At 31.2% G+C, this 22,625-nt stretch carries 17 protein-coding genes and 4 tRNA genes; 17 read left to right on the top strand and 4 right to left on the bottom strand.

Going from position 1 to position 22,625, the window contains the following annotated elements; genetic code table 11:
• Nucleotides 1–333: 333 nt before the first annotated feature.
• From ABD816_RS01790 to ABD816_RS01775, 4 genes are all read right to left on the bottom strand, one after another.
• Nucleotides 334–978, bottom strand: a complete 645-nt coding sequence (locus ABD816_RS01790; RefSeq protein WP_344924178.1) for a response regulator — start codon at nt 976–978, stop codon at nt 334–336.
• A gap of 25 nt (nt 979–1,003) precedes the next feature.
• Nucleotides 1,004–3,193: an ATP-binding protein gene (locus tag ABD816_RS01785; RefSeq protein WP_344924176.1), complete on the bottom strand. Its 2,190-nt coding sequence runs from the start codon at nt 3,191–3,193 to the stop codon at nt 1,004–1,006.
• A 154-nt stretch (nt 3,194–3,347) separates the two neighbouring features.
• Entirely contained in the window at nt 3,348–5,537 is a 2,190-nt protein-coding gene (locus ABD816_RS01780; protein WP_344924174.1) for a tetratricopeptide repeat-containing sensor histidine kinase, read from the bottom strand.
• Nucleotides 5,538–5,760: 223 nt separating this feature from the next.
• Nucleotides 5,761–7,113 carry an exo-beta-N-acetylmuramidase NamZ family protein gene (locus tag ABD816_RS01775; protein WP_344924173.1) on the bottom strand — a complete coding sequence of 451 codons (1,353 nt, stop codon included), beginning with the start codon at nt 7,111–7,113 and terminating at the stop codon, nt 5,761–5,763.
• Nucleotides 7,114–7,121: 8 nt separating this feature from the next.
• On the opposite strand from ABD816_RS01775, the gene ABD816_RS01770 reads away from it, so the two are divergent.
• From ABD816_RS01770 to tuf, 17 genes are all read left to right on the top strand, one after another.
• Entirely contained in the window at nt 7,122–8,363 is a 1,242-nt protein-coding gene (locus ABD816_RS01770) for an ABC transporter permease (protein ID WP_344924172.1), read from the top strand.
• Nucleotides 8,364–8,528: 165 nt separating this feature from the next.
• On the top strand, nt 8,529–9,890 hold the full coding sequence (locus ABD816_RS01765) for a pyridoxal-phosphate dependent enzyme (protein WP_344924170.1): 1,362 nt from the start codon (nt 8,529–8,531) through the stop codon (nt 9,888–9,890).
• A 260-nt stretch (nt 9,891–10,150) separates the two neighbouring features.
• Nucleotides 10,151–11,131 (top strand): helix-turn-helix domain-containing protein, encoded by a 981-nt coding sequence (locus tag ABD816_RS01760; protein ID WP_344924169.1) that lies wholly within the window; start codon nt 10,151–10,153, stop codon nt 11,129–11,131.
• A gap of 676 nt (nt 11,132–11,807) precedes the next feature.
• Entirely contained in the window at nt 11,808–13,088 is a 1,281-nt protein-coding gene (locus ABD816_RS01755; RefSeq protein WP_344924168.1) for a DUF2851 family protein, read from the top strand.
• Nucleotides 13,089–13,117: 29 nt separating this feature from the next.
• Nucleotides 13,118–13,339: a PspC domain-containing protein gene (locus tag ABD816_RS01750; protein ID WP_425549102.1), complete on the top strand. Its 222-nt coding sequence runs from the start codon at nt 13,118–13,120 to the stop codon at nt 13,337–13,339.
• A 2-nt stretch (nt 13,340–13,341) separates the two neighbouring features.
• Nucleotides 13,342–14,352 (top strand): potassium channel family protein, encoded by a 1,011-nt coding sequence (locus ABD816_RS01745; protein ID WP_344924167.1) that lies wholly within the window; start codon nt 13,342–13,344, stop codon nt 14,350–14,352.
• Nucleotides 14,353–14,548: 196 nt separating this feature from the next.
• Nucleotides 14,549–16,201 carry an alanine/glycine:cation symporter family protein gene (locus ABD816_RS01740; protein WP_344924165.1) on the top strand — a complete coding sequence of 551 codons (1,653 nt, stop codon included), beginning with the start codon at nt 14,549–14,551 and terminating at the stop codon, nt 16,199–16,201.
• A 17-nt stretch (nt 16,202–16,218) separates the two neighbouring features.
• Nucleotides 16,219–17,094 carry a helix-hairpin-helix domain-containing protein gene (locus ABD816_RS01735; protein WP_344924163.1) on the top strand — a complete coding sequence of 292 codons (876 nt, stop codon included), beginning with the start codon at nt 16,219–16,221 and terminating at the stop codon, nt 17,092–17,094.
• Nucleotides 17,095–17,308: 214 nt separating this feature from the next.
• The gene (locus tag ABD816_RS01730; RefSeq protein ID WP_344924161.1) at nt 17,309–18,475 is read left to right on the top strand and encodes an acyl-CoA dehydrogenase family protein; all 1,167 of its coding nucleotides are present in this window, start codon (nt 17,309–17,311) and stop codon (nt 18,473–18,475) included.
• 331 nt (nt 18,476–18,806) lie between these two features.
• Nucleotides 18,807–19,001: a 30S ribosomal protein S21 gene (gene rpsU / locus ABD816_RS01725; protein WP_344924159.1), complete on the top strand. Its 195-nt coding sequence runs from the start codon at nt 18,807–18,809 to the stop codon at nt 18,999–19,001.
• A 123-nt stretch (nt 19,002–19,124) separates the two neighbouring features.
• Nucleotides 19,125–20,018 carry a tyrosine-type recombinase/integrase gene (locus tag ABD816_RS01720; protein WP_344924157.1) on the top strand — a complete coding sequence of 298 codons (894 nt, stop codon included), beginning with the start codon at nt 19,125–19,127 and terminating at the stop codon, nt 20,016–20,018.
• A 69-nt stretch (nt 20,019–20,087) separates the two neighbouring features.
• A complete protein-coding gene (gene hpf, locus ABD816_RS01715; RefSeq protein WP_344924155.1) occupies nt 20,088–20,390 on the top strand; it encodes a ribosome hibernation-promoting factor, HPF/YfiA family in 303 nt (100 codons plus the stop codon).
• A gap of 97 nt (nt 20,391–20,487) precedes the next feature.
• Nucleotides 20,488–20,561 (top strand) — tRNA-Thr (locus ABD816_RS01710).
• Between the two features lie 233 nt (nt 20,562–20,794).
• Nucleotides 20,795–20,876: transfer RNA gene (locus ABD816_RS01705), tRNA-Tyr, on the top strand.
• Nucleotides 20,877–21,028: 152 nt separating this feature from the next.
• A tRNA-Gly gene (locus ABD816_RS01700) sits at nt 21,029–21,101 on the top strand.
• Between the two features lie 152 nt (nt 21,102–21,253).
• Nucleotides 21,254–21,325: transfer RNA gene (locus ABD816_RS01695), tRNA-Thr, on the top strand.
• Between the two features lie 59 nt (nt 21,326–21,384).
• On the top strand, nt 21,385–22,575 hold the full coding sequence (gene tuf / locus ABD816_RS01690; protein WP_344924154.1) for an elongation factor Tu: 1,191 nt from the start codon (nt 21,385–21,387) through the stop codon (nt 22,573–22,575).
• Nucleotides 22,576–22,625: the final 50 nt, after the last annotated feature.

The raw sequence follows: 22,625 nt of genomic DNA, 5'->3' as shown, positions 1-22,625 counted from the left end.
TTTTAGAGGGTTAATGATTAGTCTTTAATATACAGTTTGTTTAAAAACGGCAAGATTATTATATGCCATTGTATACTACAAAGATGGAGAGTATTGTGATTTTGTAAAACACCTTTTCTAGTGAAATCTAGTACCCTGAAAACAGGGGTATATTAGTGGTATAGGTAGTAATTTGTAGTATTGTTACTTTTGTGTAAAGTAATTTTTTTTTTTTAGTAATTGAGTAAAAAACACTGAAGCAAATCGATAAAAGCGTTAATTTAATCTAATTGATGAAGTGTAGCTTTTTACATGTGTGGGCAGATGTATGATACAAGTCATTTGCTTGATAACTTAAGACTTAATATACTTCATCTTCAATGCATATTTAGTGAGTCCGGCAAGGTTTCTAACATTAAGTTTTGCGATCAGATTTTTCCTGTAGCTTTCAATCGTATGCTTACTTAAAAATAATTCCTCTGCAATTTCCTGAGTTGTATATTCTTGCGCAATTAATGTGATGACGTCAATTTCTCTTTGTGTAAGGTTAATTTGTTCTTTTCTTTTTTTAGAAAATTTGTTTTCGGTATAAATATCTTTTATTTCTCTTGAAAAATATTTATCTCCACCTATGATCGTCTTTATAGCATTTAGAAACTCTTCTTTTTCTGCATTTTTTGGCACATAACCATCCACATCATGAGCGATAAGATTATCAATCATGTCAGGATCATTGTGCATGCTGACCACTAGTGTCTTTATATTGTTATTTTTTTCTTTTATAATTTTGTTGAGGGTAATACCGTCCATTTCTGGCATTGTGATATCAGTAATAATTAGATCAATCTTCTCGTTAGGATTGATTTCTAGATATTTGACAATATGAGTACCGTTTTTTGCTGTTAAAAGGATATTGTATTCATTTTTAGAATTAAGAATGCTAAGCAGTCCATCTAAAAACATTTTATGATCATCCACTATTATTAAATTATATTTCATAAGGTTAGTTTGTGTTGGTTGATATTTAATGAGATGTGACACTATTAATTTCATTAAATATAGTTGTGTTCGGAATTTCAATATTCATAATAGTACCTCTCTTCATTCTGGAATCAATATACAAAGTTCCTGATAATTGTTTTAATCGACTTTTAATATTTCTAAATCCAATACCATCTGTACTATTTTCTACATTAAAACCAATTCCATTATCTTCAAATAATATATTTAGTATGGTATCTATTAAATTTAATTGAAGTACAATGGTTGAAGCATTGGCATGCTTAATTGTATTGGTTAGTAATTCCTGAATAATTTTAAAAACTTCTATTTGTAAATTCTCATGAAGAGTATCAATTTTTTTTCTGGGATATGCTGTAAAAGAGCCTGTAAGATTACTCGATGTAATTATCGTGTTAAAATATTCTTCTAGGACATCAGAAAAAAGATTTTTACTGAATTTTTCTGGGATTAAGTTATTAGAAATACTTCGCACTTGTTCATAGGTGTCATCTATATGCGTATTGATGATTTTTAATTCATCTTTTTTGACTTTTGCGAAAGCATTATTTAATTGTATTTTTATAGCCGCAAGATTACCACCGATACTATCGTGAAGTTCCTGTGCAATGCGTTCTCTTTCTTTATCTTTTACTTCTATCGTTGCTTTAATTAATTTTAATTCCTGATCTTTTATAAGGGATGAAATTTTTTGTTGACTTATTTCTTCTTGTTTTCTATTTAATTCACTTTGTGCTTGTAATTTTTGATAATATATAATGAGTAGACCTATGATGGGTATCAGTATCACCAAAAAAGAATATAAGATTATATTTTTATAACCTTTCTGTCTTAATGTTTCTGTTTCCTGAATTTTAAATTGAACATCCTTAATTTGCTGATTCTTTTTTAATAAAATGTTCTCATTTAGTGTCTTCTCTGTATAGTTCTGAAAAGATAATATTTTATTGCTATTTTCTTTTTGTTCTATTTTTTGCTGTAATACTATATTGTCTAATGCTTTTTTTTGATTTTCAATATCCAACTTTTTATGAGCATTTTCTGCCTGTAAAAAAGTAATTTCTTTTTCTTTTTTCAAAGTTTTATATTGTATTTCAAGTTGAGCAATTTCCTTTCTTTTTTGTGACTTTATTATAGAGTCTTTGATCTGTGTCTCTTGAACTAAGTATGTGTAAGATTTTTTGTAGTCTTTTTTTAGTAATGCAATTTCTTTAAGTTGCTCATAGCTATCCATCTGTTCCTGCAATATACCTAGTTTTTTGGCATCGGTTATAACAGTTAAAAATGAAGTAGTTGCTTTTTTATATTCCTCTGTTTCAATAAGTGAGATACCAATATTGAAATTAGCAGTTAATGTAATGTAGTCATAATTATTTTTATTAGAAATCACCAGCGCATCTTGATATAATGAAATAGCTTTTTCTAAATTACCTTGTTTTTGATAATTAGATCCTATACTTATTAATGTTATCGCGTACATATAGGTATCCCCAGTTTTTTGTAATAAAACGTTTGCTTTTTCCAGATAATCATTGGATACATCAAATTGTCCTAGAGTTCCATAAATATCTCCTATATTAGAATAGGTGAGATATGTTAATTCTTCATCATCTTGATAAATCAAACATTGTTTGAAGTATTGTAATGCTGTAGTGTAATCTTCTAGCATCATATAGCTAATGGCAAGATTATGTAGGTGAGAGTAGTAAAATTCTTTTTCACCATATTTTTCTGTAGCATTCATACCCATAAGATGCCACTTTTTACTTTCGTTATATAATCCCTTTATAGTATAACTAGCTCCGAGTACTTCATATATTTGCCCTTTTTTTCTGTTTTTAATGGAGTCATTAGAGATTGTATTTACTTTTAATGCTTTTTTAGCATAATGGATGGAGGAATCAAGTAATGATTTTTTATAGAAATATCTTGATAAAAATAAATTAATAGTAACAATTGATTCTTTATCTTTTAAGTTTTTACTAATAAGCAATGCCTTATTATAGGCTTGCTCAGCTTTATCATTTCTAAAAAGAAGAGATATATGTTCAATTTCTTTTTTTTCTTTCTTTTTCTCTGATGCACTTGTCAAACTTGAATCAGGATTGTCTTTGGCGTTGTTTATTTGCCCGGTTCCCTTTTGGGATATACAGACAATGAAGAGCAGTAAAACCTGTAGTTTTAATTTGGACATATACAAATGTATTATTTCTATCGCTTTCTTTTATCCCTGAAAATAGGGATATTTTATTTTGAGAAAAGTATCAAAATAAGGGTGAATCAAACCCAAAATATGATTTGAATTAAGCTTCTATATCTTAAAATGATTGGGTTACTGAATATATAATTTAAAGCATCTTTGACTCGATTACTTTACTTGATATAATGGGAATTTCTATATTTATAATAGTTCCACGTTTTTTTCTGGAATCTATATGTAATACTCCTGAGATCTGGTGTAATCTGCTTTTTATATTTTTTAAACCGATACCTTCTTTTAATAGTTTTATGTCAAAACCTATCCCATTATCCTCAAACAAAATATTTACAATATGATCGGATATATTGATTTGTAGCTCTATGGTTGTAGCTTTTGCGTGTTTTATAGTATTAGTAATCAGTTCCTGAATAATTTGATATATCTGGACTTGCAGATTCTCTTCCAGCTGGTTAATATCAGTCTTTGGATATGGAGAGAAAGAAGAATTAATATTTGTTACACCCGATATATTATTTAAATACTCTTCTATTACATCACAGAAGTGATTATTATCAAACTTTTTAGGAAGTAAATTATGAGAAAGATTTCTTACTTGGATATAGGTTTCGTCTATCTGTGAATTTATAGATTTTAATTCCTTTTTATTTGTATTAATAATGGTATTATTAAGTTGTAGTTTTATTGCTGCGAGGTTTCCACCGATACTATCATGAAGTTCCTGAGCAATTCGTTTTCGCTCTTTGCTTTTAATGTCTACAGAGGTTTTAATAATTTTTAGTTCTTGGTCTTTGAGCAATGAAGCTATTTTTTGATTATTTATTTCTTTTTGTTTTTGATTCAATTCATTTTGTGTTTGTAATTTTTGATAGTAAATAATAAGTAAACCGATTATAGGGACTAAGAGTATTAAGAAGAAATATATAATAGTGTTTTTGAATTCTTTTTGCCGTCGTGTTTCAGCTTGCTGAACCTCTAGTTGTACTTCTTTAATCTCTTGATTGCTTTTTAGCAAAAGATTTTCATTGATCGTTCTGGTATTTGTGTTTTGAAAAACCAATATTTTGTTTTGATTTTCTTTCTGTTTAATTTCTTGTTGTAGTGTAAGATTAGTAATTGCTTCCTGTTGGCTTTTTGATTCTAATTCTCGATTTTTATTCTCGATAGTCAGGAGTTTGATCTCTTTTTCCTTTTGTAATGTTTTAAATCTAATTTCTAATTCTTTAATCTCACTATTCTGTTGCGCGAGTCTTATAGAATCTTTTAATTGTACTTTTTTATTGTAAAAATCATATGCTTCTTTATACCTTTCTAATTCTTTGCAATTCTTTTCTAAATGTTCTAATAATGAAATAGTTTTATCAGTGAATTTCTTTTTTTTTGTGATAATTAAGGTTTGTACAAATATTTCTTCAGCTCTGGAATATTGTTTTTTCTCCTGATATACTAATCCCATATTGGTCATCGCATCAATAGCAGTTCTGTGGTAACCTTTTAATTCTGCTATTTGATACGCCTTTTTATAATATGCTAACGCTTTGTCATACTCTTTCATTATATGGTACTGAGCTCCTATGTTTTGTGTTACAGCAACCTCATTATTGGAGTTGTTCCCTTTAAAAAATTGAAGACACTTTTTAAAATACTCTATTGATAATATAGGAAGGTCTTTGTATGAATATGCGATAGCTAGGTTTGCATATATACCTAGTTTTATATTTTGATCCCCATCCCATTGTAAACAAGGTTTTAGTAGTTCAATGGCGTAATCGTATTGACCAGATCTATTATAATTAGAAGCCAGGTTAATTAATTTTTTATAATAATGTTCTTGAATTAAATACTTTTCTGAAATCTCCAATCCCTTAAAGTGCCATAGTTTACTTTTTTCTAATAGATTTTTATCTCCATAGGCGTTTCCTATTATGTTGTATGCATTGGATAAGTTAATCTTAGAAACGGTGTCTTTTTTATTTTTGACCAGGTCAATGACTTTATTGCCATAAAAAAGAGAAGAATCAGGAAGGTCTATTGTATTGAAATAATTTCCTAAAATTAGTAAAGTACGGGTTTGAATTATTTCATTTTTGGTTCTTTGCGAAATTTGGTGCGTCATCTTGTAGCCTTCTTTTTGATTTCCATTATCAAAAAGACTTTCAATGCGATCTAATTCTTCTTTCTCTTTTTGATATGTTGTGGATTCCTGACGATCTATTATAGATTTATTCTTATTTTGTGCTACAGTCACTATGCTATAAAAAATGATAGCAACAATAAGAAGTTTATTACAAAATTGTGAAAAATAAGATTGTACATACATCGATGAATTCTTAAACTCTGATGTGTCTTGATCAACGTATAATGATATGTTTGTAAAAGGTTTTATTGTGGTCTTAATGAATGTAGGTTGTAAATATTGTACTATTTGATAATAATAAAGTACGTTTTTAACAAGTAGTACTCTATTGTTTTTTCTAAAATTGATATTAAAATAGTTTTGATAATAAACGGTGTGATCATTAAACATAAAAAAGTTCGGGGTATCATCTATACATTAGATACTTTGATCGTATTTTTCTATACTTTTCCAGTCCTTCTTTCCATGTTTCTCTTATGTCTTCCTCGCTATATCCTTGTATGATTTGCTCTTGAAGTATTTTTGAGCCTGCATGTATTGTAAATGATTTAGTATTAAAAAAAGTTTCTTTATTCTTAGAGTTTTTATAGCCATCGAGCAACCATTTCAAATCGATAGCACTCAATCGTTTAGTATTTCTAAGGTCTTTTCCATAACATACTTCTCCTTTATGTTTAGGGTATTTTGCACCAAAATTGGATTGAGGTGTGTATGAAAAGTCATACAATTCAATAGGGAAATCAGGAGATCCAAAAATTTGAAATTGCATTTCTGTTCCTCTTCCTGCATTGATTGTAGTTCCTTCAAAAAAGCCTAAACTGGGATATAAATTAATTGATTTGTCATTTGGTAAATTTGGAGATGGTCTTATAGGTAAGCTATATGGAGTTTGATGTGTGTAGTTTTTTACAGGAATTACCTGGATGTCACATGTTAGCTCATTTCCTAACCAACCCTCACCATTTGCCATGGTAGCATATTCGCCAATGGTCATTCCATGAACTACCGGTATCGGATGTACCCCTACAAAACTAGTATGCTCCATTTGTAATGTTGGTCCGTCTATATAATGACCATTAGGGTTGGGACGATCTAGGATAAGTAGCTTGACATTATTCTCTGCACATGCCTGCATTACATAATGTAGGGTAGAGATATATGTGTAAAATCGAACTCCAACATCCTGAATGTCAAAAATTATAATATCAATATCAGCCAGTGCTTTTGCCGATGGTTTCTTGTTTTTACTATATAATGAAATAATAGGCAAGCCAGTTTTTATATCTTTCCCATCTGCAATCAATTCTGCAGCATCTGCTTTTCCTCTGAATCCGTGTTCCGGAGCAAAAACTTTTTTAATATTAATATTTTGTTTTAATAAAGAATCAACAAGATGAGTACATTCAGTAAGAATGGACGGAGTATTCTTTTCTTTGGGTAAAAGAGCTGAAAGATTAGGGAACTTAAAAATTACAGAAGTTTGATTGCCTACAATAGCTACTCTCTTATCCTTTAATAAAGGTAAATATAGTTCAGTTTGATTAGCACCTATAATAATGGGTTCTGTGTTTGCTGATGAATCTATAACTGTCTTTTTAGCCAGAATTGTATCTTTTAATACTGTAATATCAGTATCAGTTGAGGTCTGTGATGAGAGTTTTGTTCCTCTTCCACAAGAAAAAAACAGGATAAAAAGGAATAAAAACGTATTTTTGAATTTATCTAATCGGTAGGTAGATGCATTTCTTATTAAAACCATAATTAACATTGAATTTCGAATATTTTATAGCCAAACGCCTTATCAAAGGTAAGGAACATAAAAGTAGTATTTCATCTGCGATTATTAAAATTGCAATTTTTGCTATAGCCATTGGGATGGTTATGATGCTTATTACCGTTGCTACAGGAGTAGGTTTGCAGCACAAAATCAGGGAAAAAGTAGAAGCTTTTAATGGACATGTACTGGTCTCTGGTTATGATAATAATAATAGTTTAGAATCGTTGATTCCTATACGCAAAGAACAGGATTTTTATCCTTATTTTGATGAGGTTGAAGGCGTGGTACACGTGCAGGCTGTGGCAACCAAATTAGGTGTAATTAGAACAGCAAATGATTTTGAAGGAATTGTACTAAAAGGTGTTGGGGACGATTATAACTGGGAGTATTTTAGAGAATATTTGGTAGAAGGTGAGCTTCCGGATTTTACAGACCCCAGAAATAAAGAAATAATAATTTCTGATTATACCGCAAACCGTTTAGGATTAAAGGTAGGGGATAAGGCCACCACTTTTTTTCTAAAAAAAAATACGACATCTAACTCTAAAGCTAATATCAGAGCATTCGAAATTGTGGGGATATATAACTCGGGATTTCAGGAATTCGACGAAAAATTTATTATAGCAGATATAAGGCATATTCAGAAAATGAATAAATGGGGAGTTGATGAAATAGGTAATTTTGAAATTTTTATTGACAATTTTGATGACATAGATATAAAAGGAGAAGAGATTTATAGAACAATACCTTCTACCTTACAAGCACAGACAATTGCAATGAAGTATGGAAGTGTTTTTGAATGGTTAAAACTATTTGATCTCAATATTGTTGGGATTATTGGTATAATTATATTGGTAGCAGGAATTAATATGATAACAGCATTGTTGGTCATGATTCTGGAAAGAACACAAATGATTGGTATTTTAAAATCATTAGGGACGAGTGATTGGAGTATAAGAAAAATATTTTTGTACAATGCTTCATACCTTATTTTAATCGGATTGTTTTGGGGCAATTTTATAGGGATAGGATTATTACTGTTGCAAGAGTATTATGGAGCCATTAGTCTTAATCCAGAAACATATTACGTGAACAAAGCCCCTGTATATATTGATATAGGATTTGTCTTTTTATTGAATATAGGAACCATGTTACTGTGTTTGATAATGCTACTATTACCTTCTTATGTAGTGGCGAAAATTACACCTTCTAAGGCTATTAGATTTCAATAGATTCATCTGAGTTATTTTGTTATCAGTGCGGCTGTCTGAAAATTAAATATTTTAGTGTTTTGGGTTTGGTGTAATCAACCCCTTACTTCTTAATTGGTATTTGTATCTTTGAACACCTTAACAGGACTCAATAACTCAAAAAATGTACTCAAAAACGTTTAACTCGTGAATTACGCAAAAAATATATTAGAAACTATAGGAGATACGCCTATTGTAAAAATGAATGCTTTAGTTAAAGATATTGATGCTTTGGTTTTAGCAAAATACGAAACTTTTAATCCAGGTAACTCTGTTAAGGATCGTATGGCATTAGTAATGATAGAAGATGCAGAAGCAGATGGGAGATTAAAGCCGGGAGGTACTATAATTGAAGGAACATCTGGTAATACAGGAATGGGATTAGCATTGGTTGCTATTGTAAAAGGATATAAGTTAATCTGTGTAATGGCGGATAAACAATCTAAAGAGAAAATGGATATTCTCAGAGCCGTAGGTGCAAAAGTAATGGTGTGTCCAACAAATGTTGAACCTGATGATCCAAGATCATATTATTCTGTTTCTAAAAGATTAGCAGAAGAAACACCTAATTCCTGGTATGTCAATCAATATGATAATCCATCTAATGCAAAAGCCCATTACCAAAGCACAGGTCCTGAAATTTGGGAACAAACAGAAGGTAAGATTACACATTTTATTGTGGGGGTTGGTACAGGTGGTACTATATCTGGTGTTGGTAAATATTTGAAGGAAAAAAATCCTAACATAAAAATTTGGGGTGTTGATACCTACGGATCAGTATTTAAAAAATATCATGAAACAGGTGTTTTTGATGAAAATGAAATTTATTCGTACATAACAGAAGGTATTGGGGAAGATATTTTACCTGAAAATGTTGATTTTTCTATAATTGATGGATTTACAAAGGTTACAGATAAAGATGCAGCAGTATATACGCAGAAACTGGCGAAAGAAGAAGGTATGTTTTTAGGTAATAGTGCTGGAGCTGCTATCAAAGGATTATTACAACTAAAGGAAAATTTTAAAAAAGAGGATGTGGTTGTAGTTTTATTCCATGATCATGGAAGTAGATATGTAGGAAAAATGTTTAATGATGATTGGATGAGAGAAAGAGGCTTTCTTGAAGAAGAAGTGTCTACAGCAGTTGATTTAGTAAAAGATCATATAGAGAAACCTTTAATTACAGTTAAAACAGAAGAACTGGTTTCACATGCTATTGAACGTATGCGTAAATTTCAGATTTCACAAATACCTGTAGTAGATAGTGAAGGTTTTGTAGGCTCTGTAGATGAGAGCGCCTTGTTTACAGCATATCTTGATGATAAAAATATGGGTAATACACCTATCCGCGAAATTATGAACGCACCATTTCCTATAGTAACATCTAATACATCATTAGATGAGATATCAGGTTTGATTAAGAAAGGTAATTCTGCAGTAATAGTATCACTGCAAAACGGTGCTCACCATATTATTACAAAATATGATGTAATCAGTCATATAAAATAATTTATTATATTTACTCAACACAACAATCCCCCTATATTAACTGTTAACAGTTAATATAGGGGTTGTTTTTATCTGAATGAATCACCTGGGTAGATTGTTTTTTAGTTTAAAGATCTATAATATTATAGTGTATAGGTAAATAGTAGTTTTAACTTTTTACGGATTATAATAGTTAATTTTGATTTTTGATAACTTTTAACGCAACGTTCTGGTAAAAAAACACTCTTTAAGTTGACGAATCCTCATAAAATTTGAGAACCATGAACAAATATTCATTTGATTTTTCTGATATAGATATTTTAAGGAGCTATTTTAGAAGCCAACTGAATCCTGAAGGTACTTCAGATCGTATTTATTTCCCACCTGAGATAGGTGAAGGATATCTGAGTTATTATAAAATATCTCCAGAAGTATTCCTTTTAATTAATAATTATAAGGCAAATGTAGATATAGAATATGAGAGAAAACCAATCCGCGAAAAAGATATTATTTTGCACTTTAGGAAATATGCACTGGATCATCAAATTCATAAAAATGAGATTGTAAGTTCTTATTCTGACAATTATACACCTGGTAATATGAGATGTATAGATGCTCAAAAGGGAGAAAAGGTATATATTCCAAAAGGCGCAGAAGTAAAATCTACTATGATTGTACTAAAAAGTTCTTATGTCAAGCCTTATTTTATGAAAAATAGTGACATGGCAGAGAAAATAGATAAATATATTAGGTATTCTCATCAATATATTAATAAGTTTTACCTCTCTTATAAGCAATCTATATTTTTTGATCAAATTGTAAATCCCAAGGAGGATGCAATAGAAAATTATCTATATTATATAGCAAGAGGAATTAGATTGCTGGAAACTTTTTGGAAAGATGTATTAAAATGGGAAACAGATGGGAATCCATTTAATATTAATAGCTCACAGGTAGGTAATATCTATAAAGTAAGCAACTATCTGGAAGCCAATCTAGATGAGCCTTTTATAGGAGTTGATCAATTAGCATCAATGGCACATATGAGTCGAACTAATTTTTTTAATATGTTTAAGGAAATTCATAATCAAACTCCTTTAGAATTTTTTAATAATAAAAAACTGGAAAGCTCTTATAATATGATTTTTACTGAGAGCTTGTCTATAAAAGAAGTTATGAATAATCTTAACTATTCTAATTCTTCAAAGTTTAAAAAAGCTTTTTTTAATAGGTTTAATGTATATCCTGATGTGAGTATGTAAGCTTGATTTTAATCTGAATCATTTTGGGTTGTCTTGTATCGACAGCATATAAGATAAAATGGAAAACAAATTATTAATTTCTAGAAATGCTATAAAATATAAATGGTCATCAAAATTGACGACCATTTATAACCTAACACAAACTCAACTAAGCTTAGGATTTTGTAATCTTTATATTGTTGACTAAAAGTTAGTTTCTTAATTCTTAGACAAAGAAATGAAATGAAATGATCCTAATAATTTCCATTAATACAAAAAATCTTACCAATAGTACATTTTTGTGATTTTTTAGTTCTTAATCACTTGTAAGAAGAATAAAAAGACAATAAGCCTAAGAATATTATTATTTCATTAACAAAAACGTGGCATTATATCATTTTTTATTGCAGAATCGTAATAATTGATGAAGCTATGACTTTTATATTAAAATTTTAAGCCAGTTACAGGTTCTGATACGGTTGAAAAAATAAGCAGGATAATTTTGTTTCTGGGAGGTAAAAATCTAGAAGTTAATTATAAAGTTGTTCTCTTAAGAATATTCTCGCTCAGTTTTAAGAACACAGTACACTTTTTTAAATAAATTTACTTTATTAATGATATTGGGATTGACATATAAGATTATAATAATTTTATTACTTTCATAGAATTGAAAAATGACAATGATTATTTACTCTATATGAAGGAAGATTTTCTCCATTACCTCTGGAAACATAAGAAGTTTGATTTCTCTAATCTCAGAACAACAAAGAATGAAAAAATAGTGCTTCAACGTACAGGAGATCATAACCAATCTAATTCTGGACCTGACTTTTTTAACGCACAGTTGACTATTGATAATCAGATATGGGCAGGTACTGTAGAGATTCATAAGAAATCTAGTGATTGGTATGTTCATCATCATGAAAAGGATAGTGCTTATGATAATGTTATTTTACATGTGGTGTGGGAAGATGATATTGAGATTTTTCGAAATGATAATTCTATTATACCTTCCTTGCAGTTGGCAGATTATGTAGATACAACATTATTGGTACAGTATGAAAACGTTTTTCAAAAAGATACTGAGAAATGGATTCCATGTGAAGAGAGTTTATCAGAAGTTTCAAAATTTATTGTTTCTAACTGGCAAGAACGATTATATCTGGAGCGATTAGAGCAAAAATCAGTATTAATACAAAAGTTATTAAAGGATTCTTCTAATGATTGGGAGACTGTTTTGTTTAAGTTATTGTCAAAGAATTTTGGACTAAAGGTAAACGGTGATGCATTTTTTAGTTTGGCAAATTCTTTTGATTTTTCGATAGTAAGAAAATGTAGTTCTGATTTGGATATGCTGGAGGCCTTATTTTTTGGTCAGGCAAATTTACTAGGCAATGATCTGAATGATCCGTATGATCAAAAACTTGAGAAAACCTACCATTTTTTACAACATAAATTTCAATTAACAAATCAAGGAGTATTACCGTTTCAGTTTTTTAGATTGCGCCCGCCTAATTTCCCTACTATTAGATTGTCACAGTTAGCAAATCTTTACCATAAAAATAATAAATTGTTTAGTGAGGTTATAAAAAGAAATACGCTGGATGAATTCTATGATCTATTTAGTGTAGAGACCAGTGATTTTTGGAAAACCCACTATACTTTTGCTAAAATATCAGTTCCTAAAAAGAAAATTTTAACTAAGGCTTTTGTTCATTTACTATTGATCAATACAGTGATTCCTTTAAAGTTTTTATATTCAAAAAGTATAGGTAAAAGTAATGAAGAAGAGATATTTAAAATAATGTCACAATTACCAGCAGAAAAGAATGCAATTATAGATCGATTCTCTAATTTAGGGATTTCTGTAGAAGATGCTATTCATTCACAATCGATGATCCAGCTCAAAAGTGGATATTGTGAGCAAAAAAAGTGTTTAAAATGTGCGATTGGTAATTATCTGCTAAATAAATTGTAGACTTTTACAGAATATAATTAATTTGCAATATGCTTTATCATCTAAGACAATTTTTAGAACGTAACGGATTTTATGTTTCCAGCAGGTTAGCTGATCGCCTTGGCATGAGGGCTAAAAATGTACGTCTATTTTTTATCTATGCCACTTTTGCAACGGTTGGATTAGGTTTTGTGATTTACCTTACACTAGCATTTTGGCTTAAATTAAAAGATTTACTATATACTAAAAGGACTTCAGTATTTGACTTATAAATATGATATTAACATGGTTTAAATCTAAAATATATATAGCACTTACCCTATTAGTTACTGTGATGATAATAGGGATATTTGGATTTCGTTTTGTGTCCGAACTTTCATGGATAGATGCTATTTATATGACAATAATTACTATGTCTACTGTAGGTTATGGTGAGGTAGAACCCCTGGATGATACCTCTAAGTTATTTGCAATATTTTTGATTACTACGAGTGTTTTAATATTAGGATATTCTTTATCTGTTATAACAGAATATATCGTAGGTAAAAGCGACCCTCAACGAGTGCAATATAGAAAATCACAAAAGATGATAGACAAACTGGAAAATCATATTATCATTATTGGCTATGGTCGTAATGGAAAGCAGGCAGCGGACAAATTATTAGCATATGACAAACAATTTGTTGTAATTGAGCAGGACAAAAAACTAATCGAAAGGTATCAAAATGATGCTCTTTGTTTTCTAGAAGGAAATGCTACAGAAGATGACGTTTTGATAAAAGCAGGAATCAAAAAAGCTGTTTGTCTAATCTGTACATTGCCAGAAGATGCAGATAACTTATTTGTTGTGCTTTCTTCAAGGCAAATAAATAGAAAACTTAAGATCATAAGTAGAGCATCTCAGGATGCTTCCTATAAAAAGATTAGATTGGCTGGAGCAGATAATGTAATTATGCCCGATCGAATAGGAGGAGATCATATGGCATCACTTGTGGTAGTGCCTGATTTGATAGAATTCTTGGATAATTTATCTATTATTGGAAAAAAATCTATTAATATAGAAGAAGTATCGTATGAAGATATGTTTGATACTCCAAAAAAACGAACGATTCGTAATATCGATATGAGATCCAGAACAGGCTGTACTATTATAGGATATAAATCTCCGGATGGAGAATATATTGTAAATCCAGAGGCAGATACAATTTTAATGCCTGGGTCTAAAGTGGTGGTTTTAGGACGCCCTGAACAAATCAATCGATTGAATAAAGAATTCAATATTTAGTTTGTTATAAGAAAATATACAATCTGTTTTTTATATATAGATTTAGTATTGAAAATGTAGGTTTAGTGAGTTATTCCTTTAATACACTTTTATTTTGCGTTATAATTTAATAGTTAAAATAATTGGTAACAATGCTTTTTTTTAGCATCTTGCTCGTTTCTTAAAAAATAACTAAATTCAATTAACTCACATAATCATGAAGAGAATTCTTCTTTCACTTTTTACACTCATAATTCCATTTTTAACTTTTGCGCAAGAAACTCAGGAGAAGGGACTGGACAAAAAAATAGACGAAGCATTTAAGCCTGTTTCTGATTTTTTCTCTAGTGTTATATTTTTTGAAGTATTTGATGGTGCACCTTTTGTCATCATCTTATTGGTATTAAGTGCCTTGTTTTTTACACTGTATTTTGGATTCCCAAACATTCGATATTTTGGTAAAGCTATTAATGTAGTAAGAGGTAAGTATGATGATGTAGAAGGGCATAGCCTGGGAGATCCTTCAGCAGCAGTAGACGGCGATATACCAGATACTATCCGTGATGAAAGTAAAGAAGGAGAAGTTTCTCACTTTCAGGCATTAGCAACGGCTGTTTCCGGTACTGTCGGTAACGGAAATATAGCAGGTGTAGCATTAGCAATTGCTCTGGGAGGTCCGGGAGCAACTTTCTGGATGATTATTTGTGGATTATTAGGAATGTCTACAAAATTTGTAGAATGTACACTTGGAGTTCAATACCGTGATGTAGGAGAAGATGGAACTATATACGGAGGGCCTATGTATTACCTAAGTAAAGGGTTGAAAGAAAGAGGTTTTAAAGTATTAGGTAAAATCACTGCTGTCATATTCGCAATTTTCTGTATTGGAGGCTCTTTTGGAGGGGGTAATGCAGCCCAATCGAATCAAGCAACGGTGGTTTTGAAAAAGTTGTTTGGATTAACTAGTACTGGAGCAGGATTTTGGATAGGAGTAGTATTAGCAATTCTTGTAGGAATTATCATTATTGGCGGTATTAAGCGTATTGCTTCTGTTACAGAAAAAGTAGTGCCTTTGATGGCAGTAATGTATATTATTGCTTGTTTGTATATAATTATAAGTAATTTTTCATTGGTGGATGATGCAATAAGTTTAATAGTTTCAGAAGCGTTTAGTCCTACTGCCATTGGAGTGGGTAGTCTTATTGGTGTTTTGTTAGTTGGTTTTAAACGGGCGGCCTTTTCTAATGAAGCAGGTGCTGGGTCCGCTTCTATTGCACATTCTGCGGTAAAAACTAAATATTCTGCATCTGAAGGATTAGTTGCATTATTAGAGCCGTTTATTGATACCGTTATAATATGTACTATGACTGCTTTGGTCATTGTGATATTTAATTTTGGTGGTTTCTTTGAGTATGGCGCAGATGTTAGTGGAGATGGTAGTGGAGCATTAGTGGTGTGTACAGATATAATTAATGAAAATGGTGAATTAGCTAAGTCATGTGAGACGGTCAAAGGAGCTGGTATTACATCTAAAGCATTTGCTCAATATATACCGTATTCAGACTGGTTCTTAACAATAGCTGTTGTTTTATTTGCAGTATCTACAATGATATCCTGGTCGTATTATGGATTACAATCCTGGAAGTTTTTATTCGGAAAAGGTAAGTCTGCGGATTTAGTGTATAAACTTTTATTCTTATCTTTCGTTATCATCGGAGCAGCTGCAAGTATGGGGTCCATTTGGGATTTCTCTGATGCTATGATTTTTGCGATGGTATTTCCAAATATGATAGGACTCTTCTTTTTGTTTCCAGTGGTTAAGAAACAACTGGCTCGTTATTTTGATGCTATAAAAAGTTCTACGAGTTAATCTTATTATTTTAATAGATGAAAATTTTAAAATCCCATTTCGAGTTACACACACGTTTCCGAAATGGGATTTTTGTATTTGCTTTATTAATTTTCTGTTTATTGATAACCTTTTATTTTTATCCTAATCCTCAGAAAGAAGATATCGTTGGGTTAAAAAAACTTGCAGTGCATCAATCACAGATTAATTGTTTAAAAGAAGAAGTGCTTAAGAATAAAGAGTCATATGAGCAGAGACCTTTTAATCCAAATTTTATATCAGATTATAAGGGCTATGTCTTAGGGTTGTCAACTTTAGAATTAGATAAATTGTATGAATTTAGAAGTCACGGTAAGTGGATAAATTCTACTGAAGATTTTAAAAAAGTAACTAAGGTTTCAGATTCTATACTTGCAAAGATTTCGCCATTCTTTAAATTTCCGGATTGGATTCAAAAGAATAAAAAATCAACACCTAGTTTTACGAATAAGTATCCAATTAAATCTTACGCGCAAAAAGGTGATCTAAATCAGATTAGCGCTGAGTTGCTCATGGAAGAAATAGGAATTCCTGATTTTATTGCAGAAAGGATTGTGCAATACAGGGATAAAATAGGTGGCTTTATTAGTGATATACAACTTCAGGATATTTCCGGTTTATATGAGCATCAGCGCACTAAATTGTTAGCCTTATACACGGTAAAAACTCCTGTTAAAATACAAAAGATTAACATCAATAAAGCTACAGTAAAGGAGCTCGTAGAGATTCCCTATTTTGATTTTGAAACAGCTTTAGAGATACGAGATTTTGTGTCAGAAAATCAAGAAATATCGGATTTCAAAGAATTAGAAAAAATCATAGGAGTTTCTTTAGAAAAGATAGATAGAATAGAACTATATTTGAAATTAGATTAAGAATCGGAAAAAAAATTGCTGTAAATTTTCAAAACCAAGATTTCAAATTATCTCTTTATTAAAGATTTAAATGTTTCATTTATAAGTAATATCCTATGAAATAGACATCTATGCTATATAGTTTTGTCAATATTATATAGTATTATAGTATGAGATATAGAATTGGAAATATAAAATTTCAGTGATGTGTTAGTTAAGAAATTAAAGATATCATTTGAACACTATGTATTTTACAGAAGAGCACGAATTATTCAGAAAGAGTCTTCAGGATTTTTTAAAAAAGGAAGTGGTACCACATATTGAAAAGTGGGAGAAAACAGGAGTTATAGAACGTTTTATCTGGAAGAAATTCGGTGAGATGGGCTATTTTGGTATCGCATACCCAGAAGCATATGGTGGAATGGATTTGGATTTGTTTTACACCATTATTTTCTTAGAAGAACTTCAGAAAATAAATTCTGGTGGGTTTGCTGCTGCCATATGGGCGCATGTCTATTTAGCGATGACACATGTTAATAAAGAAGGGGATGATAGAATCAAAGAAAAATACCTGCGAACAAGTATATCCGGAGAGAAAATAGGTTGTCTTTGTATTACTGAACCTTTTGGAGGTTCTGATGTAGCGGGTATGAGAACCACCGCTGTTAAATCTGGGGATTCATATATTATTAATGGTTCTAAGACTTTTATTACTAATGGGGTTTATAGCGATTATTTAATAATTGCAGCTAAGACCAGACCTGATCTAGGAAACAAAGGGATCAGTATTTTTGTTATAGATAGAGGAGCTTCAGGTGTTTCTGCGACCAAATTGGATAAATTAGGTTGGAGAGCTTCAGATACTGGAGAGATCGCTTTTGATAATGTAAGCATTCCTTTAGAGAATTTAATGGGTGAAGAAAATCAAGGTTTTGGATATATCATGCAGCATTTTGCATTAGAAAGATTAATAATGGGTGTAAATGCTCATGCCAGAAGTGAATTTGCTCTAGATTATGTGGTGAATTATATGAAACAGAGAGAAGCTTTTGGTAAAACTATTGATAAATTTCAAGCATTAAGACATACGATTGCTGATATAGCAAGCGAAGTAGAGATGTGCAAGGAATTTAATTATTCGGTAGCAAAAAGATTAAATGATGGGCAATATGTAGTCAAAGAAGCAACAATGTCTAAACTATTATCTACCAAAATAGCTGATGAGGCGATTTATAAATGTTTGCAGCTTTTAGGAGGATATGGGTATATGGAAGAGTATCCATTAGCACGGTTGTTTAGAGATAGTCGATTAGGGCCTATCGGAGGAGGGACTTCTGAGATTTTGCGAGAGATTATAGCTAAAATGGTTATTGATAAAAAAGAATATAAGACCAAAACCTAAATTATGGTGTTATTAATAAGTATATCAAAATGTTTTTGAAGCTCAATAAAATTTAATTACTAGAGTTCCTCAAGGCTTTGCCTTGAGTGTAGTACATAGAAGCAAGGTAAAGGAATCTTGTTTCCTGATTCTTGTAGTGAGTTGATCTCGTTTTTATACTTAGTGTCCTTGGATCGAAGTAGTTTATTAGAACTATTTGATTGATTTTTAAGTTTTTATGTGGATTATTGAAGTGTGGTAAAAATTAAATCAAAAAAAACAAAATAAAGCTTTGTGAATAATACTTTTGTAGTATATTTGCAACCTAATTTTAAAGAAAGGAGGTCCAACTATGTTAATTATACCAGTCAAAGACGGAGAAAATATAGATCGAGCGCTAAAGCGTTTTAAGCGTAAATTCGATAGAACAGGAACAATGCGTCAATTACGTAAGCGCCAAGCGTTTCTAAAACCTTCTGTAGAGCGTAGAGCTCAGATTCAAAAAGCGCAATATATTCAGCACTTAAGAGACGCAGAAGAAATTTAGTAACTATTGAAAACGTTGTCTATATTGATTTTAATTTAAAATCAACTACGTTTTTTAGTATATAATAATTAAAACCATTAGATGTGAAAAGTTTTATACTTTTACAGTCTAATGGTTTTTTTTATGTTTGTTAAAGAGTTTATTGATTATCTTCTTTTAGAAAAAAAGTATTCCAGGCATACAATTACCGCCTATGAAGCAGATTTGAAGTCTTTTTCTGTTTTTTTTGAAAAAGAATATAGTCTTAGTGATATATCTACTTCTAATTATTCTCAAATCCGATCTTGGATTGTGGCTTTAGTGGATGGTGGGATTTCTAATCGTACTGTCAATAGGAAAGTGTCTTCTCTCAAGACATATTATAAATTTCTTTTGAAGATAGAGCATATTGATAAAAATCCATTAACAAAGCATCAATCTCTAAAAGTTTCTAAAAAACTACAAATACCTTTTTCTTCTAAAGAGGTTGATAATGTGTTGCGGTGTTTGGTTACCGGGAGTGATTTTAAAAGCGTGAGGGATCGATTAATAGTGGAGCTGTTTTATGCGACAGGAATGCGGCGAATTGAGCTTGTTGAGCTTACATTGGGAGATGTTGATCTGTCTAATGCTTTAGTGAAGGTGTTGGGTAAAAGAAATAAAGAACGTTATATACCATTAATACCTTCGGTTGTTAGTACAATAAAGGAGTACTTGTCTTTGAGAGAAGAAGTTGTTTCTGATTCAGAAATTCAGTTTTTTATATTAACAGAAAAAGGAGTTAAAGTGTATGAAACGCTTGTGTATCGTGTTATAAATAACTATTTTAGTGAGGCTTCTTCTAAAGTAAAAAAGAGTCCGCATATACTAAGACATTCTTTTGCTACTCACTTGCTTAATGAAGGGGCAAACCTAAATGCCGTAAAAGAATTACTTGGACATTCAAGCTTAGCAGCAACGCAGGTGTATGTGAATCAAAGTATGGCAGAGTTAACAAAGGTGTATAAAGCATCTCATCCTAGGAATAAAAATAACTAGATGTTATCTTCCGTTTGTTTTCTTTTTAGGTTTTGAAATTTTCGTTCAACCAATTTAAACTTAATACCTATGAAAGTAAACTTGCAATCAGTAAATTTTAATGTAGATCAGAAATTATTAGATTTTACTCAGGCTAAACTAGATAAGTTAGAAAACCATTTTAGTAGAATAATTCATGCAGATGTTTTTTTTAAGGTGATGAATACAAGTAGTAAGGAAAATAAAATTACAGAAATTTTATTAAGTGTGCCTGGGGATGAATTTATTATTAAAAAAATTAATAAAAGCTTCGAAGGTGGTGTGGATGAGTGTGTTGGGTCATTAGAAAGGCAATTGCAAAAAAGGAAAGATAAATTAAATGCACATGTGTAGTAATTTTTTTTAAAAATTATTTTGTGTAAAGAATAAAATACAATACATTTGCAGTCCGTTAGAAATAGCGGACTTTTTTATGTTAAAAAGTAAAAAAGCCGATGTAGCTCAGCTGGCTAGAGCAGCTGATTTGTAATCAGCAGGTCGTGGGTTCGAGTCCCTCCATCGGCTCATTGAAATATTGAGATTTTATCAGAATTAGGATGTTGATTCAGTTCAACGATTTTAATTAATTAGATTAAAAACCGTATGCTTTTTTGTTTTTATTTGGAAAGAAATAAGGTTTTTTATTCATTCTTTTTGAAAGGTATTAAATATTTGTAAAAAAATTTTTATTCACTTTGAAATGTAAAATATTTTATTAGTTTTGCGCTTTCAAAATTCAAAAATAATTCTGATCAATTGGGGAGATACTCAAGCGGCCAACGAGGGCAGACTGTAAATCTGCTGACTACGTCTTCGCAGGTTCGAATCCTGCTCTCCCCACAAAATAGTTAGTGTAGTTTTTTACTTAATAAAAAATATACTTTAGAGAGGAATCTAAAAATGTATATGTTGTAAAAAAAATGCTGTCAAACGTAGAATACTATTTTAAAATATTGAAACACCAAGTAATCTAAATTAATGGATTACAAAATGCGAGAGTAGCTCAGTTGGTAGAGCGTCAGCCTTCCAAGCTGAATGTCGCCAGTTCGAACCTGGTCTCTCGCTCTAAATAATTTCTTTTATAGAAGTTGTTTAAGCATAAAGAGCTAATCTCGATGCATACATTGCGTTAAGTTTTTTAAAGACAAAAGTAGTGATAAATCCGTTTTCTTTCTGATTATTGAGGGACTCTGGTTTATCATTGTGTAGTTTAAAAAGCCGGTGTAGCTCAGGGGTAGAGCGTTTCCTTGGTAAGGAAGAGGTCACGAGTTCAAATCTCGTCATTGGCTCTTAGTTCAGAAGCATAAATTGAACACTAATATATAACTAAGATTAAAATAAATTAATTATGGCAAAGGAAACTTTTGATCGTTCCAAACCGCACTTAAATATTGGTACTATTGGACATGTTGATCACGGTAAAACAACGCTAACGGCTGCGATTACTAAAGTATTAGCAGACGCTGGTCTTTCTGAGGCTAGAGATTTCGATACTATCGATAATGCTCCAGAAGAAAAGGAAAGAGGAATTACTATTAATACTTCTCATGTTGAGTATCAAACTGCTAATCGTCACTATGCACACGTTGACTGTCCTGGTCACGCGGATTATGTGAAAAACATGGTAACTGGTGCAGCTCAGATGGATGGTGCAATCTTAGTAGTTGCGGCTACAGACGGACCAATGCCACAAACAAGAGAACACATATTATTAGGACGTCAGGTTGGTATTCCTAGAATGGTAGTATTCCTTAATAAAGTGGATATGCTAGACGGTGATGAAGAAATGCTTGAATTAGTAGATATGGAAGTAAGAGATCTTCTTTCATTCTATGAGTATGATGGAGATAATGGACCAGTAATTCCTGGATCTGCATTAGGAGCATTAAATGGTGAACAAGAATGGGTTGATTCCGTTCTTAAATTAATGGAAGCAGTAGATTCTTGGATTGAATTACCAGCACGTGATGTTGATAAGCCTTTCTTAATGCCTATTGAAGATGTATTTTCTATTACTGGTCGTGGTACTGTTGCTACTGGTCGTATAGAAACGGGTATTGCTAATACAGGAGATCCAGTTGAAATTATTGGTATGGGAGCTGAAAAGCTTACTTCTACTATCACTGGTATCGAAATGTTCCGTCAGATTCTTGATAGAGGAGAAGCTGGAGATAATGCAGGAATTTTATTAAGAGGTATAGAGAAATCTCAGATTTCTAGAGGTATGGTAATTACTAAGCCTGGATCTGTAACTCCTCACCAAAAGTTTAAAGCTGAGGTGTATATTCTTAAAAAAGAAGAAGGTGGACGTCATACTCCTTTCCATAATAACTACCGTCCTCAGTTCTACGTTCGTACGACTGACGTAACTGGAAACATTGCGCTTCCTGATGGAGTTGAGATGGTAATGCCTGGTGATAACTTAACAATTACTGTAGAGCTAATTCAGACAATTGCTATGAATGTTGGTCTTCGTTTTGCGATCCGTGAAGGTGGTAGAACTGTAGGTGCTGGTCAGGTAACCGAAATTTTAGACTAATACTATAAATAATAGTATATAAGAAAAGGTATCTGTTGCGGCAGATACCT

Source organism: Aquimarina addita, assembly GCF_039539305.1.
Lineage (GTDB): Bacteria > Bacteroidota > Bacteroidia > Flavobacteriales > Flavobacteriaceae > Aquimarina > Aquimarina addita.
This window is presented reverse-complemented; position numbering and strand designations above follow the sequence as displayed.

Coding starts and splice junctions, on each gene's coding strand:
- ABD816_RS01790 (WP_344924178.1), bottom strand. CDS start 978: ATGAAATATAATTTAATAATAGTGGATGATCATAAAATGTTTTTAGAT.
- ABD816_RS01785 (WP_344924176.1), bottom strand. CDS start 3,193: ATGTCCAAATTAAAACTACAGGTTTTACTGCTCTTCATTGTCTGTATA.
- ABD816_RS01780 (WP_344924174.1), bottom strand. CDS start 5,537: ATGTATGTACAATCTTATTTTTCACAATTTTGTAATAAACTTCTTATT.
- ABD816_RS01775 (WP_344924173.1), bottom strand. CDS start 7,113: ATGGTTTTAATAAGAAATGCATCTACCTACCGATTAGATAAATTCAAA.
- ABD816_RS01760 (WP_344924169.1), top strand. CDS start 10,151: ATGAACAAATATTCATTTGATTTTTCTGATATAGATATTTTAAGGAGC.
- ABD816_RS01755 (WP_344924168.1), top strand. CDS start 11,808: ATGAAGGAAGATTTTCTCCATTACCTCTGGAAACATAAGAAGTTTGAT.
- ABD816_RS01750 (WP_425549102.1), top strand. CDS start 13,118: ATGCTTTATCATCTAAGACAATTTTTAGAACGTAACGGATTTTATGTT.
- ABD816_RS01745 (WP_344924167.1), top strand. CDS start 13,342: ATGATATTAACATGGTTTAAATCTAAAATATATATAGCACTTACCCTA.
- ABD816_RS01740 (WP_344924165.1), top strand. CDS start 14,549: ATGAAGAGAATTCTTCTTTCACTTTTTACACTCATAATTCCATTTTTA.
- ABD816_RS01735 (WP_344924163.1), top strand. CDS start 16,219: ATGAAAATTTTAAAATCCCATTTCGAGTTACACACACGTTTCCGAAAT.
- rpsU (WP_344924159.1), top strand. CDS start 18,807: ATGTTAATTATACCAGTCAAAGACGGAGAAAATATAGATCGAGCGCTA.
- ABD816_RS01720 (WP_344924157.1), top strand. CDS start 19,125: ATGTTTGTTAAAGAGTTTATTGATTATCTTCTTTTAGAAAAAAAGTAT.
- hpf (WP_344924155.1), top strand. CDS start 20,088: ATGAAAGTAAACTTGCAATCAGTAAATTTTAATGTAGATCAGAAATTA.
- tuf (WP_344924154.1), top strand. CDS start 21,385: ATGGCAAAGGAAACTTTTGATCGTTCCAAACCGCACTTAAATATTGGT.